Source organism: Microbacterium sp. HD4P20, from assembly GCF_019449275.2.
GTDB lineage: Bacteria > Actinomycetota > Actinomycetes > Actinomycetales > Microbacteriaceae > Microbacterium.
Genome location: NZ_JAHZQZ020000017.1, coordinates 210561 through 224429, shown reverse-complemented (window position 1 = coordinate 224429; position 13869 = coordinate 210561). Strand labels below are relative to the sequence as shown.

The following is a 13869-nucleotide window of genomic DNA, read 5'->3' as shown; positions in this document are numbered from 1 at the left end:
AGCGAGCCTCCGGGCTGCGGATGAAGCAGACAGCTGACGTGAACAGATCCATCGTCGTCGCGGTCGTGTGTACTGGGTTCCTCATCGGGACGATTGCGGGGTGTGCCGCTCCCGGCCAGGAAGGGATCGGGCACCTGGCTTCGCGGTCACCCGAAGCCGAGACATCCACGCCTTCTGCATCAACACAAGAGCGGACTCGTGTGGTCATCGTCGGCGATTCGAACTCCACCGGATTCCGCGGGACGCTGGGAGCAGGCATGGCAGAAGGCGCAGCGTGGGGCGCCCAGTTGCCGAGTGACCGGTTCACTGTGGTCGGAGGCTGGGCGGTCGACGGTGCAACAACCGCGTCGATGGCGGAGGGCGTGTCGCACGCCGCTGGCGCAGATCAACTTGTCATCATGGCGGGGACGAATGACTTGGCTGTGGGCGTGCCGATCGAAGAGATCAAGCGCAACGTGCTCGAGATCTCCAATCGGGTCAGCGCGCGCGACGTGCTTCTGGTCGCGATCCCCCCGTTGAACTTCCTTCCGGCCGAGGCGATGCAGTTCAATCAGTCGTTGTCCACCATGGCAGCAGAGCACGATTGGGGGTACGTCGACCCCTGGGTCGAGCTTCGCGAGACGGACGGAACCTGGTCTGCTCCGTTCCTGACCGACGGCGTTCACACGTCCGACGAGGGCTACGCGGCCGCCGGGCGAGCAATCGCGGGCCACCTCGAGGCTGTCCGGGCTGCGGGCTGATCCTGGAGGCTCACAGCGGCCGGTCCCGTGCGGAGGACTGACGAGGATGCGGCATAACGATCGCTCTCCGTCCCCCAAGTAGAATCGTTCCCGTGACCACAGCCGCCGTCGGCGCCCCCGGATCGCCCCGGCGCTACCTGCACTCGCTGTGGTTGCTGTCGGCGCGCGACCTGAAGGTCCGGTACTCGACGAGTGCGCTCGGCTACCTCTGGTCGGTCCTCGATCCGCTCGTCATGAGCGCGATCTACTGGTTCGTGTTCACCCAGATCTTCGAGCGCTCGGTGGGCCACGAGCCGTACATCGTCTTCTTGATCACGGCGCTGCTCCCCTGGGTGTGGTTCAACTCCGCCGTCTCCGACTTCACGCGGGCGTTCAACAAGGACGCTCGCCTCGTGCGTTCGACGGCCATCCCGCGATCGATCTGGGTGAATCGCATCGTGCTATCGAAGGGGATCGAGTTCCTTTGCTCCCTTCCCATCCTCGCTCTGTTCGTCACCGTCGCGGCCTTCGGCGGTACGCCGGTGCAACTCAACTGGGGTCTGCTGCTGTTCCCCGTCGCGATGCTGCTCCAGACAGTCCTTCTCATCGGCCTGGGTCTGCTTGTCGCCCCGCTCTGTGTCATCTGGACCGACCTCGAGCGGACCACCAAGCTGATCCTGCGGGCGCTGTTCTACGCCTCACCCGTGATCTACGGCGTGTCAGACCTCCCGGGTGCGGCCGAGACGCTCGCCGCGTTCAATCCGCTCGCCGGCATCTTCGCCCTCTACCGAGTGGGCTTCTTTCCGGAGGAGTTCGACCTCTGGGTGATAGCGATCGGCGCCGTCATGACCTTCGGGTTCCTCGCGGCAGGCATCCTCGTGTTCCGTCGCCTCGAGCGTCCGATGCTGAAGGAGCTGTGATGGGCGCCGAACTTGCGATCGAGGTCCGCGACCTCGGGGTGCGCTTCCGCCGCAACCGGCGAGGGCGACGCAGCGTGAAGGACCTCTTCTCCGATTCCTCCCGTCGATCCAAGCCCGACGAGTTCTGGGCGCTTCGCAACGTCAGCTTCGATGTGAAGCCCGGAGAATCGATCGGGGTCGTCGGCCGGAATGGTCAGGGCAAATCGACGCTGCTCAAACTCGTCGCCGGGGTGCTGCTCCCCGATGAGGGCAAGGTCACCGTCCACGGCGGGGTTGCTCCCCTGATCGAGATCACCGGCGGATTCGTCGGCGATCTCACCGTGCGCGAGAATGTGCGTCTCACGTCGGGACTGCATGGGATGTCGAAAGCCGAAGTGTCACGCCGGTTCGACGGCATCATCGACTTCGCCGAACTCGCTGACTTCGTCGATACCCCGTACAAGCATCTCAGCAACGGCATGAAGGTGCGACTCGCCTTCTCAGTGGTATCGCAGCTCGAGGAGCCGATCCTCCTCGTAGACGAGGTCCTAGCGGTCGGCGACAAGGCGTTCCGAGAGAAGTGCTATCGCCGCATCGACGAACTGCTGGCCGACGGGCGGACCCTGTTCTTCGTGTCGCACAGCGAGCGTGACCTGCGCAGGTTCTGCACCCGCGGCCTTTACCTCGACAAGCACCGACTCGCCATGGACGCGCCAATCGGCGAGGTGCTCGATCAGTACAATTCCGATCACCCTGCGGGGGTATGAGAGCGTTTCGTCTCGCTTCGCTCGCTCAACGACCGGGGAACCGGGCGCTCAACGACCGGTCGTCGCAACTTCGAGCGGCGGCATCGGCTGCCACGCAGCATCCTTCGCGATCTTCCGTCCGTCACGCAGACCGCGGAACAGGTTCGACGTGCCGCGCACCGTCCGCTCGACGAAGAGCAGGCGGATCAGCTCCTTGCCGAAAGTGAGTGCCGTGCCGAGGGCGAAAGGCACGCGCCGGTACACCCCGAGGGACTGGTAGTAGCGCTTGATGATCGCGCGGTTGCGCATGATGTAGTAGCGGTACGCGTTGCTCGACGCGTTCATGTGGCGGATGCCCATGTCCCACTGCTTGATCTCGCGCGTGCGGCGCAGCACGAACTCGTCGACGATCACCGACTGGGTCTTGCGCGAGGCGAGCCAGCCGTAGGTCTGGTCGTCCCAGTAGATGAAGAAGCGGGGATCGGGCAGGCCGATCTGCTTCACGATGTCGCGGTGGATGAACATGCCCTCGAAGCATCCCGAGTTCATCGGCTTGTAGCCGGAGGAATCGAAGGATGCCGGGGCGAAGGGGATCGGAATGCCCATGCGCTCGGCGATGCGGTACTGCCAGTAGAACTCGCTGCCGTCGTAGTCGTAGCGGCGGCCTTGGATGCTCTTGAACCGCGGCGCCCACTTGCCCATTTTCGCCAGGCCGTCGTCGATGACCTCGACGTCGTCGTCCATGAGCCAGATCCATTCGGAGCCGAGTTCATATGCGACCCGCATGCCCTCGCTGAATCCGCCCGAGCCGCCGGTGTTCGTCTCCATACGGCGGTAGACGAGTTCGGTGCTGCCGAGGCGCTCGCGATACGACTCGACGACATCGGTGGTGTCGTCGGTCGATGCGTTGTCGATCACCACGACGTGGCCGGGCTTCGGATCCATCACGACGATGCTGCCGAGCAGGCGCGTCAGCAGCCCCGAGCGGTTGTACGTGACGATCGCGATGGTGGCGGTCGCCGGGTCGAACTCGGCGTCGGATGGAACGTGTGTCACGGGGTGATCTCCGGGAACGGGGCAACGGGCGCCGAGGCGTCGGGCCGGAGAGTAGCCTACCCTGCCTCACCGTCCGGTCACTGGGATGCGCTTTGGGCGCGCAACGGAGCGCGGGGCACTTTTCAGATCGAGCCGATATCTTGTAGCACGAGCCGTCACCGGTCCGGTTTCCACTCTGTCGTAGCGGGATCGGGAGACCGTGGCAGTGAAACCGTGCCCCAGAGGAGGCCGCTGTGCGCAGAGTGCTTGTCACAGGGGGCGCCGGCTTCATGGGCTCGAACTTCGTACGCTATTTGATCGATCACACCGACGACCACGTCACGGTTCTCGACCGGCTCACGTACGCGGCGAACCGTGGCTCACTCGACGGCGTGCCCGACGAAAGGTTGATCTTCGTTCAGGGTGATGTCGGGGATGCCGCGGCCGTCGATGAGTTGTTCGCTGGTTCCGATGCCGTCGTCCACTTCGCCGCGGAGTCCCACAACGACAACTCCCTCAACGATCCACGCTCCTTCCTCGATACGAACGTCGTCGGCACATACACACTTCTCGAGGCAGCGCGAAGGCACGGGACGCGACTGCATCATGTCTCCACGGATGAGGTCTTCGGCGATCTTGAACTGAACGATGCGGCGAAGTTCACCGAGTCCAGCCCGTACAACCCCTCAAGCCCGTACTCCGCGACCAAAGCCAGTTCAGACCTTCTGGTGCGCGCGTGGAGACGGTCGTTCGGCGTCCGAGCAACGATCTCGAACTGCTCGAACAACTACGGGCCCTACCAACACGTTGAGAAGTTCATCCCGCGTCAGATCACCAATGTCCTCCGCGGACTCCGACCCAAGCTGTATGGCCGGGGTGAGAATGTGCGGGATTGGATCCATGTGGACGACCACTCGTCCGCGGTACTAAGGATCCTTGAGAATGGCGAGATTGGCGAGACCTACCTGATCGGCGCGGACGGTGAACGCAGTAACAGGGAGGTCGTAGAGATGATCTTGGAAGTGATGGGTCAGCCCCTGGACGCCTACGACCTTGTGAGCGATCGCGCCGGGCACGACCTCCGGTACGCGGTCGACTCGACGAAGCTGCGCGAGGAGTTCGACTGGGCGCCGAGGTATCGGGACTTCGAAGCCGGCCTCCGCGCGACGATCGATTGGTATCGCGACAACGAGTGGTGGTGGGCGCCTGCGAAGGACGCCACCGAAGCGCTCTACGCCGCCAGAGGCCAAGTATGACGGCCTTTGAGGCGTCGCTTCCATTCAACCCGGAGCCAGTTTCGGGGCAAGACCCGCGATCGCGCGTCCTCGCCTGAGCTAATCCGTGCCGCCGTCGGGTCCCTGAGCGCGAGGCGGCACGTCGCCGGGGCGCACGAAGCCCGGCACATGCGGCAAGCCGGGGCCACCGGCATCCGTTCGCCCTCCGATGCTCTCGCGCCACGACCGGGACTGTCCGGCGCGGACGGCGCACAGCACGAGCATCATCCAGCCGAGGCCTGCCAGGGTGAAGCTCTCGAACATCGAGTCGGCGAGCAGTGCGACAAGCATGAGCGGCGTCCACGCGTACACGACTGAGCGACGCTCGCTCGCGGCAAGCCACGAGCGCACCAGCGCGAGGCCCGCCAGCCCAACGAACAGCACGAGGCCGACCCACCCGAGCTGCAGCAGCACATCGAAGAACGCGTTCAGTCCGGTGGCGTGCGACGCGTCGAGCCAATAGTTGAGCGCGATGAAGGGGTAGTCGCGCGTCGACCACGGGCCGTACCATCCCCAACCCTGCAAGGGGCGCGGTCGTCCGAGATCGACCATCATGTTCCACAGGTCGACGCGCATCGACAGGTCGCTGCCGGCCCCGAGCAGGGCGATGATCGGATGCCGCGCCGCATAGCCGACGAACACCCCGACGACCACGACCCCGCCGAGCGCCAGCTGCAGTCCCGCCCTGCGCTCTGGGCGGGTGTGCCGTACCCACGCCAGCGCCGCGACGGCGAGGCCCACGCCGACCGCGAGGACGAAGACCGTGGGGGAGTCGCTGAAGGCCGCGAGCCCGCCCGCGAGCACGACCGAGGCCACCGACAGCCCCGGGCGCACGGACTGCGTCCGGTACTCGATGAGGAACGTGATCAGGGCCAGCACCGCGACGAACCCGAGCATGTTGCGGGTGCCGAAGATGCCCTGGATCGGACCGAGCTGCGCCAGGTTGCCCTGCACACCAAGAAAGCCGAAGGGCAAGTCCAGCAGGATGCCTGACAGGACCTCCACGCCGAGCGAGACCGCCAGCAGCACCCGGAGCACGTCGCCGAGGGCGCGCACGGTCTGCAGCGTGTCGCGGATGTGCCCGATCACGACGGCGAGGAAGGCGAGCGTGGCCGCGGAGACCCAGCTCCACCACGACGTCGCCGGGTCCTCGCTCCAGAAGACGCTCGCCAGTGCCCAGGCAAGGAAGGCGAGGACCGTGGTCGGCACGAGTCGCAGCAGCGAGATCTCCTGCCAGCGCGCCGCCAGTACCGCGAGGCCGAGCACGGCAAGACCCGCGACGACGGTGATGTAGGTCACGCGACCGGCGAGCTGCTCGATGGCGTACGACGAGAACACCGCCCCCAGGACGGCGAGCGTGTAGGCACGGGCGAACGATGCCGAGGCCAGCAGCGTGACCAGCCAGCCGTGGGGTGGGGTCTGGGCCTGCGAGCTCATGGCGCCTGCTTCGACGGTGTTTCGTCTCTCCCGGCGCGATCGCCGACGAGGTGCGGTTCGTCGACGGCAGACGACTGCTCTCCGAGCTCGATCGCGGCGCTCTGCTCGGCCGGCCCGACGCCGACATGAGGAGACTGCTTGATCTTGGCGCCGAGCATGACGACGAACAGCCACCCCCACAACAGCAGGGGGGTGGATTCGGCAAGGCCCTGCACGAGCAGGATCGCCCCGACGAGCGTCGGCAGCAGGGTCAGCGGAGAGTAGGGCCGGTCCGCCCGCAGATCCCAGCGAGGGCGGTCGACGGCGAAGAACCACGACCGCCACACGAAGGCGAGGTACACGGTGGCGATCAGTACGACGCCGATGATCCCCAGCTGCATCGACACGTCGATCCACATGTTGTGCGCCTGGAGCACCGTCTGCCCGTGATCGACGACCCAGCGGTCGAAGGCCGGGTCCCAGGGCGCCCAGGGCGTCGCGAAGCCCCATCCCACCCACGGGTGCTCGGCGGTGCGCCCGAGCACGGCCTGCCAGATCGCTTCGCGTCCGGTGAGGTCGGAGCTGCGCCCGAGCGCGGCGAAGATCGTGTCGCGCAACAGCCAGAGGCTGAGCAGTCCGCCGGCCCCGACCGCGGCGTACGCGATGTAGTACTTGGTGCGCTCGCCGGGCCGGCGTGCGCGCCGCATCAGCAGCACCGTGGCGAGCACGACCACCACGGCGGCAGCGGCGAGGATTGCCGTCGCGGACGACGCCCTCACGAAGAGGAAGGCCGACAGCGCGATCCAGGCGTACAGCAGCCCCGGCCGGGGCGCACGGGCGGCGATGCGGATACCGAACACGACGATCGCCAGCAATGCGACGGGTCCGAGCAGGTTCGCGTTGCCCATGACGCCCTGGATGCGCTCGGGCCAGTCGAACAGGTTGTCGCGCGACCAGTACTCGATCGGGTCGTGATCGGCGCCCTCCGCGGGCAGGACGAAGCCGGGGAGTAGCGGCCCTCGCACGAAAACCGACACCGCCAGCTCGAAGAGCAGCGACAGCGCCATGACCCACTTGAGGGCGGATGCCACAGCCCGGACGAGTTCGCGCCACGTCAGGACGGTCCCGATGAAGAGCGCCTGGATCGTGGTGAGGTACAGCAGCAGCAGAGTGATCGCCGTCGTGCTGGGCCACGCCGACCACAGAATCGACAGCGTCGCCCACACGACGTAGGTCACGGCGAACCATGGCAGACGGCGCCACTGCACGGGCGGGCGCAGGATGATCCACAGCACGACCGAGAGCACGCCGGCGCCGATGGTGATGGCGGCCGCGACGGGCGTGCCGAACGCGTGCACCCACGCGACGCCCGATAGCGACATGAACAGCACGAAGATGCACCAGCCGCGCAACAGCAGATGGCCGGTCTTCTCACGGACCGGGGGCGTGGGCGGTGCCGACGCCGGGTGCTTAGAGTGGACGGCCATCGCCATCAGGTTACCCCGGCAAGCCCCGGCAAACCGGGGTGAAGAGGCCGATGATCCACGGGCCGCGTCATTAGGCTGGGCGGATGCTGATCCCCCTTGCCAACGACCCTCGCGACTACGCGTGGGGCTCGACGTCGTTGATCGCGGAGCTGGAGGGCAGGGAGCCGTCCGGGCGCGCCGAGGCCGAGGTCTGGTTCGGAGACCACCCCGGCGATCCGGCCGAGACACCGGACGGCCGCACACTCGACCGGTGGATCGCCGACGATGGCGCCGAGGCGGGAGTCGCGGAACCGCTGCCGTACCTGCTGAAACTGCTCGCCGCGGCATCCGCTCTGTCGATCCAGGCTCATCCCTCCAAGGCGCAGGCTGAGGCGGGATTCGCCCGTGAAGAGGCGGCCGGCATCCCGCGCGATGCCGCTGACCGCACGTACCGGGACGCGAACCACAAGCCCGAGCTCATCGTCGCGCTGAGCGACACCTTCCGCGCGCTCGCGGGACTGCGCGACCTCGCCGCCACGCGGCGCCTCGTCGCCGAGCTGGGTTCGCGGGCACAGCCGCTCGCGGACCGGTTGGCAGGCCCAGCCTCGCTCGGCGCCGTGATCGAATGGCTCCTGTCGGACGGGACCGACACGGCCCGCGAGGTGATCGCAGCGGCGGTCGCGGCGGAGTCGGACGAGTTCGCCGCCGAGCTGGAGCTGACGCGCACGCTGGATGCCGCCTTCCCGGGCGATCCCGGCATCGTCGTCGCTCTGCTCATGAACCTCGTGACGCTGCGCCGTGGTGAAGGCCTGTTCGTACCGGCGGGTGTGCTGCACGCCTACCTCGAAGGACTCGGGGTCGAGCTGATGGCGGCGAGCGACAACGTGCTCCGGGGCGGCCTGACGCCGAAGCACGTCGACGCCGCCGAGCTCGTGGGTCTGCTCGACGACACCCCGGGCCTTCCGCCGCTGCTGACGGCGGCCGAGGTCGGCCCCGGCGTGGCACGCTACGACGTGCCGGTCTCGGACTTCGCGCTGCTTCGGGTGGATGCCCGGACGGATGCCACGGCCACGGTGGCCGTTGCCGGACCGGCGATCGCGCTTGCCACGGCCGGTCTCGTGACCGTCACCGGTGCGGCGTCCGGAACGACGGCCGAGCTCGCGCCGGGCCGTGCGGTGCTGGTGACCCCCGACGAAGGGGAGCTCCGCGTGACCGGCGCCGGCGAGCTCTTCGTCGCGTTGCCGGGAGCCTGAGCGTCGTTTCTCATCGGACCGTTATCGCGCACGACACGCCGTCGGCGCGTCGCGAAGGTTCAAGAACCGGTTGAGGCTTTAGTATCTGCGACTTGACCTTCGCGAACTACACGAGTGTAATTACCCGTACACGCACCAGCGTGGAGCAGGGTTCACGGGGGGTGAGAACGACATGACGGTGACGCAATTCCGTTCCGGCGTTCCCGACGACTGGTTCGTCGATCCGGTTCAACTGGGGGTTCCGGGGGTTCGTCGCAACACCGGAGCGGATGACGACAATCCGCTCTCATGGCAGACAGACGCCTTGTGCGCGCAGACCGATCCGGAGGCGTTCTTCCCCGAGAAGGGCGGCTCCACGCGCGATGCCAAGCGCATCTGCACGTCGTGCGACGTCCGCGACCAGTGTCTCGAATACGCGCTGCAAAACGACGAGCGCTTCGGGATCTGGGGCGGGCTCAGCGAACGCGAGCGTCGCAAGCTGAAGCGCCGCGCCGGTTGACCGCTCGCGCGACGATCGTCCGCCCGATCCGGCGGACCCGGCGCGTGCGCACCGAACCGCGGGGCGCGCGCACCTAGGCTGACGACGTCATGCCCCCAATCACGTCCGACGCTGGCACGTCCGACGCAGCCACGCCTCACGCCGCCGCGTCCGATCTCGCCGCACCCGACCCCGCCGTGTCGGGAGTCGCGGTGTCGGCTTCGGTGCCGGGCGCTGAGGGGTTCCGTGCGAGGCTCGACCTGGCGCCTTCGCCCACAGTCGTGGCGACGGCATCCCCTTCGCACCGCGTGCACGCCGTCGTGGTCGTGCGGCCGGACGGGCGCGCCCCGGCGGCCTTTCATCTCAAGCGGACGCTCGCGTCGCTCCAGGAGCAGACACGCCGGCCGGACGCCCTCACGATCGTGCTGTGCGGCGGCGACGAGCGCCTGGCCGACATCGTCGCCGGGGCGGGGGCAGACTTCGTGGTGAACGCCGCCGCCTCGACGGGATTCGCGGCGGCGACCGCCCTGGCATCGCCCGAGGCCAGCCGGCACGAAGCGGTGTGGCTGCTCGCGCAGGACACCGCTCCCGAGCCCGACGCCCTCGCACGCTTGGCGGGTGCGCTCGAGCTTTCGCCCTCGGTCGCGTTCGTGGCTCCGAAGCTGGTGCGGTGGGACGATCGCTCTGAGATCGTCTCGCTCGGCATCGGGATGACGCGCTACGGGCGCACCGTGGGGCTCGCCGACGGCGAACTCGATCAGGGCCAGCACGATGCTCGCGAGGACGTCCTCGGCACGGATGTGCGCGGCATCCTGGTTCGCGGCGACGCCTGGAGCGAGCTCGCGGGGCTCGACCGCGGCCTCGCGGGAGCCGATGAAGGTCTCGACCTGGGGGTGCGCGCGCGGCTTGCGGGTGCACGGGTATCGCTTGTGCCCGCGGCGCTCGTGGCGGTCGCCGGCGACGGCGCCGCCGGACTGCCCGCACCGAACACCCCGCAGCGCAGGCGCCGGATCGTCTACGCCGAGCGCGTCGCCCAGCTGCACCGGCGGCTGGCGTACGCGCCACTCGGCGCGTTGCCGCTGCATTGGCTCTCACTGCTCCCGCTTGCACTGTGGCGGACGGTCGTCGATCTGGTGCGCAAGCAGCCCGTTCGCATCGGCCCTGAGTGGGCTGCGGCGGTCGTCGTGTTCGTGCGGCTCATCGCCATCGGCCGGGCCCGGCGCCGCATCGCGGTCACCAAGCGCGTGCCGTGGGCACAACTGGCGCCCCTGCGGATCTCGCAGAGCGAGCTGCGGGAGCGGCTCGACGACGAGCCCGAGATCGCACTCGGCGGACACCGCCGCGGCGACCTGCATTTCTTCTCCGGCGGTGGCGCGTGGCTCGTGCTCGGCGCGCTCGTGGTGTCGGTTGCCTCGTTCCCCGCCCTGCTGGCGTGGCCGGTGCTCGGTGGGGGCGCGCTCCAGCCACTGGCGAACACGGTCGGATGGCTCTGGGATGAGGCGGCCTTCGGGCAGCGGTCGCTGGGGCTGGACACGGTAGGGCCCGCCGACCCGTTCGCGTCGGTCATCGCCGTGATCGGCACCCTCGCACCGTGGGACCCGTCGAGGGCGCTGGTCGTGCTGTGGCTCCTCGCGCTTCCGCTCGCGGCCCTCGGGGGTTGGCTCGCTGCGACGCGCGTCACCGAGCGCCCCCTGCTGCGGCTGCTCGGCGGCGCCACGTGGGCGCTGGCGCCCACCTTCGTGGTGGCGCTGTCGCAGGGCCGGCCGACGGCGGTCATCCTCCACCTGCTGCTGCCCTGGCTGTTCTTCGCGGGGTCGGTCGCGCATCGCTCGTGGTCGGGCGCAGGGGCCGCATCGATCCTGCTGGCCGCCGTCGTCGCCACCGCTCCGTCGCTCGCCCCCGCGCTCGCGGTGATCTGGCTGCTGGCCATCCTCCTGGCCGTCGTTCTCCGCGCCGGGCGGGGAGTGGCGCGCCTGATCTGGACAGTCATCCCCTCGATCGCCCTTTCGCTGCCGCTGATCTGGAATGCCGTGGCGAACGGTCGCCCCTGGGGCCTGCTGGCCGATCCCGGGGTGCCGTGGGCCGGCCCGCAGGTCGGCACCGACTCCGCGGGCCGCGCGCTGCTCGCGGCCGGCATCCCCACCCCGGATCTCGCGGGCTGGACGACACTGATTCCCGAGGGACCGACGTGGTGGGTTCCGCTGCTGACGGCCCCCATCGCCCTGCTCGCGCTGGCCGCACCGCTCACCCAGCGGTGGGCGGTCGGTACCGCCCTGCTGGTCGTCACGGCGCTCGGGATGGGCACGGCATTCGCCGCCGTCGGCATCTCAGTCGCTTTCTCGCAGTCCATCCCGGTCGCCATCTGGCCGGGTGCCGGACTCAGCCTGGCGTGGCTCGGCGCGGTCGGCGGTGCCCTGGTGACGCTCGACGCAGGATTGGCGCCGCGGGTCGCGTTCATACGGGGGATCGCCACCGTGGTGGTGCTCGCCGCCGTCGCGGCGCTCGCCGTGCCGTCGCTGACGGCGATGACGCGCCGCACCGCGACCATCGCGAACGGCCCCGAGAGCACGCTCCCGGCTTTCGTCGCGGCGCAGGGCCGCGACGATCCCGACGTCGGCACCATCGTGCTCACCCCGCAGGGCGAGGGTGGCGTCTCTGCCATCGTGGTGTGGGGAGCCAGCGAAACACTGGGCGGGCAGACCACGATGCTCTCGACGCGCACGCGACCGACGGCGCAGGACGCCGCGGTGGCGGAGCTGGCTGCAGACCTGGTCAGCTCATCGGCCGACGATGTCGTCGCCGGCCTCGCCGAGGTGGGCGTCAGCTTCATCCTCCTGGCGCCCGCGATGCCGACCGAGACGGATGCCGCGCGCACCATGCGGCTGTCGGCCTCGACCGCGCTGAACCAGCGCGACACGCTCGACAGCGTGGGCGACACGACTAAGGGCGAGCTGTGGCGTGTCATCGGCGAGGTGGCGCCGAGGCCGCGGGAAGCTGCATCCGTCGTCACCACCGCCCGGCTGATCGCCATCGGCCAGTTGATCGTGCTCGGCATCGCGCTGCTGCTCGCCGTTCCGACCGCAGCGTCGCGCCGCGAGGCGCGCCGCACGCCCCGCGTGGTGGGGCCGCACTGGCAGGAGGGGCAATGAGCGATCGGAGAGTGTTCCGGTGGGCGACGACGAGCGCGCGTCTGCTCGTGGGGACCATCGTGTCGATTGCGGCGGTCATCACGGTCGTGACGGCGATCTCGCTGCCCTGGCCGACGGTGTCGCGAGAACCGGTGAGCGTGTCGGCGATGCCGGCGCCCGCCGCGTCGACCGTCGCGTGCGACGGTCCGCTGCTGTCGCTCGGACGCGATCCGCTGGATGCGGCATCCCTGACCGCCGCCGCACCCCAGAGCATGACAACCGGTGTGACCTCGGACGCACCTGAGCCGCAGGAGCAGGTGCTCGAGGCGGCCGTCGGCTCGGGCAGGGACGGACCCGTCGCCTTCACGGCGCTGCCGCTCGAGCGCAAGCGCGTCGATGTCGCCGCCGCCGGAGCCTCCACGGTGTCGGCCGACGACCTCGCGGGGTTCGCAGCCTCGGCATGTCGTCCGCCGTTGCTCGAGTCGTGGCTGGTCGGGGGGTCGGGAACGACCGGTGCCTCCGACCTGGTGCTGCTGGCGAACCCCGGCACCGTGGCGGCCACGGTGGAGCTCACCCTGTTCGGGGCAGCCGGTGAGCAAGCGCCGCCTGGCGGCTCGGTGATCGTGCCCCCGGGCACCCAGCGGGTGGTGCCGCTGGCCGGTATCGCACTCGATGAGGCCAGTCCCGTCATCCGCGCCACCGCGACGGGAGCGCCGGTGCACGCCTCGCTGCAGACCAGCATCACACGTACCCTCACACCCGGCGGCGTCGACCAGGTGGGGGCTGTGCCACAGCCCGAGCTGCAGCAGACGATCGCGGGTGTCACCGTCACGGGCGCGCCCGGCGTCGAGGGCGCGTCCGACGCCGCCACCGTGCTGCGGGTCCTTGCGCCGTCCGCCGACACCACTGTGCGCGTGACTGTCACCGCCACGGGCCGCGCCGAGCCCGCGCTGCAGCCGGAGGAGGTTGCACTCAGCGCCGGACAGCCGGTCGAGATCTCGTTGCCGGGACTGCCCGTCGGCTCGTACACCGTCGACGTCGCCGCTGACGTGCCGATCGTGTCCGGCGTGTGGCAGGCGACGGGGTTCGACGAGGGCGACGACTTCGCCTGGTACACGCCATCGCCCGAGGTGGCGGTGCCGAGCCTGTTCGCCGCCCCGGCGGGACCCCCGCCGACGTTGACCGTCGTGAATCCGGCGGACGAGGCGGCGACGGTCACCATCACCTCCGAAGACGGCGCCTACCGGCTCGAGCTGACCGTGCCGGCGCGCGGAACGATGACGGCGCGCCTTTCGCCGCGGACGGTCTACCTTCTCGAGCCGGACGCCCCGGTCCGGGCAGCGCTGTCGCTGACCGGTGACGGCGCCCTGGCCGGCATCCCGCTGTGGCCCGCGGATGCCGCGACGCCTGAGATCGTGGTGTACCCGTAGCGTCCACATAGGGCGGGCGGCTGCG

General features: G+C 69.1%; 11 protein-coding genes. 8 read left to right on the top strand and 3 right to left on the bottom strand.

The window, feature by feature from the left end; all coding sequences use genetic code 11:
- Window positions 1–20: 20 nt before the first annotated feature.
- The 3 genes from K0817_RS13180 (at window position 21) to K0817_RS13170 (ending at window position 2385) form a co-directional block, all read left to right on the top strand.
- Entirely contained in the window at window positions 21–740 is a 720-nt protein-coding gene (locus K0817_RS13180) for an SGNH/GDSL hydrolase family protein (protein ID WP_301339929.1), read from the top strand.
- Window positions 741–832: 92 nt separating this feature from the next.
- On the top strand, window positions 833–1639 hold the full coding sequence (locus K0817_RS13175) for an ABC transporter permease (RefSeq protein WP_219981955.1): 807 nt from the start codon (window positions 833–835) through the stop codon (window positions 1637–1639).
- Window positions 1639–2385, top strand: a complete 747-nt coding sequence (locus K0817_RS13170) for an ABC transporter ATP-binding protein (protein ID WP_219982000.1) — start codon at window positions 1639–1641, stop codon at window positions 2383–2385. Before K0817_RS13175 ends, K0817_RS13170 begins: the two co-directional genes overlap by 1 nt.
- Window positions 2386–2433: 48 nt before the next feature.
- On the opposite strand, the gene K0817_RS13165 is transcribed toward K0817_RS13170, so the two are convergent.
- The gene (locus K0817_RS13165) at window positions 2434–3420 is read right to left on the bottom strand and encodes a glycosyltransferase (protein ID WP_219981954.1); all 987 of its coding nucleotides are present in this window, start codon (window positions 3418–3420) and stop codon (window positions 2434–2436) included.
- 233 nt (window positions 3421–3653) lie between these two features.
- Between K0817_RS13165 and rfbB the strand changes: the two genes are divergently transcribed.
- Window positions 3654–4655 (top strand): dTDP-glucose 4,6-dehydratase, encoded by a 1002-nt coding sequence (rfbB, locus tag K0817_RS13160; protein WP_219981953.1) that lies wholly within the window; start codon window positions 3654–3656, stop codon window positions 4653–4655.
- 78 nt (window positions 4656–4733) lie between these two features.
- Here rfbB and K0817_RS13155 read toward each other — a convergent pair whose 3' ends face one another.
- Together K0817_RS13155 and K0817_RS13150 are read right to left on the bottom strand one after the other, a co-directional pair.
- Window positions 4734–6110 (bottom strand): O-antigen ligase, encoded by a 1377-nt coding sequence (locus K0817_RS13155; RefSeq protein ID WP_219981952.1) that lies wholly within the window; start codon window positions 6108–6110, stop codon window positions 4734–4736.
- Complete coding sequence (locus tag K0817_RS13150) at window positions 6107–7576, bottom strand: O-antigen ligase (protein WP_219981951.1); 1470 nt, start codon at window positions 7574–7576, stop codon at window positions 6107–6109. Before K0817_RS13150 ends, K0817_RS13155 begins: the two co-directional genes overlap by 4 nt.
- 83 nt (window positions 7577–7659) lie before the next feature.
- On the opposite strand from K0817_RS13150, the gene manA reads away from it, so the two are divergent.
- From manA to K0817_RS13130, 4 genes are all read left to right on the top strand, one after another.
- On the top strand, window positions 7660–8808 hold the full coding sequence (manA, locus tag K0817_RS13145) for a mannose-6-phosphate isomerase, class I (protein ID WP_219981950.1): 1149 nt from the start codon (window positions 7660–7662) through the stop codon (window positions 8806–8808).
- 172 nt (window positions 8809–8980) lie between these two features.
- Window positions 8981–9307, top strand: coding sequence for a WhiB family transcriptional regulator (locus tag K0817_RS13140; protein WP_219981949.1), 327 nt, complete (start codon window positions 8981–8983; stop codon window positions 9305–9307).
- A gap of 89 nt (window positions 9308–9396) precedes the next feature.
- Entirely contained in the window at window positions 9397–12435 is a 3039-nt protein-coding gene (locus K0817_RS13135) for a glycosyltransferase (protein ID WP_253735375.1), read from the top strand.
- On the top strand, window positions 12432–13844 hold the full coding sequence (locus K0817_RS13130) for a DUF5719 family protein (RefSeq protein ID WP_219981948.1): 1413 nt from the start codon (window positions 12432–12434) through the stop codon (window positions 13842–13844). Before K0817_RS13135 ends, K0817_RS13130 begins: the two co-directional genes overlap by 4 nt.
- Window positions 13845–13869: the final 25 nt, after the last annotated feature.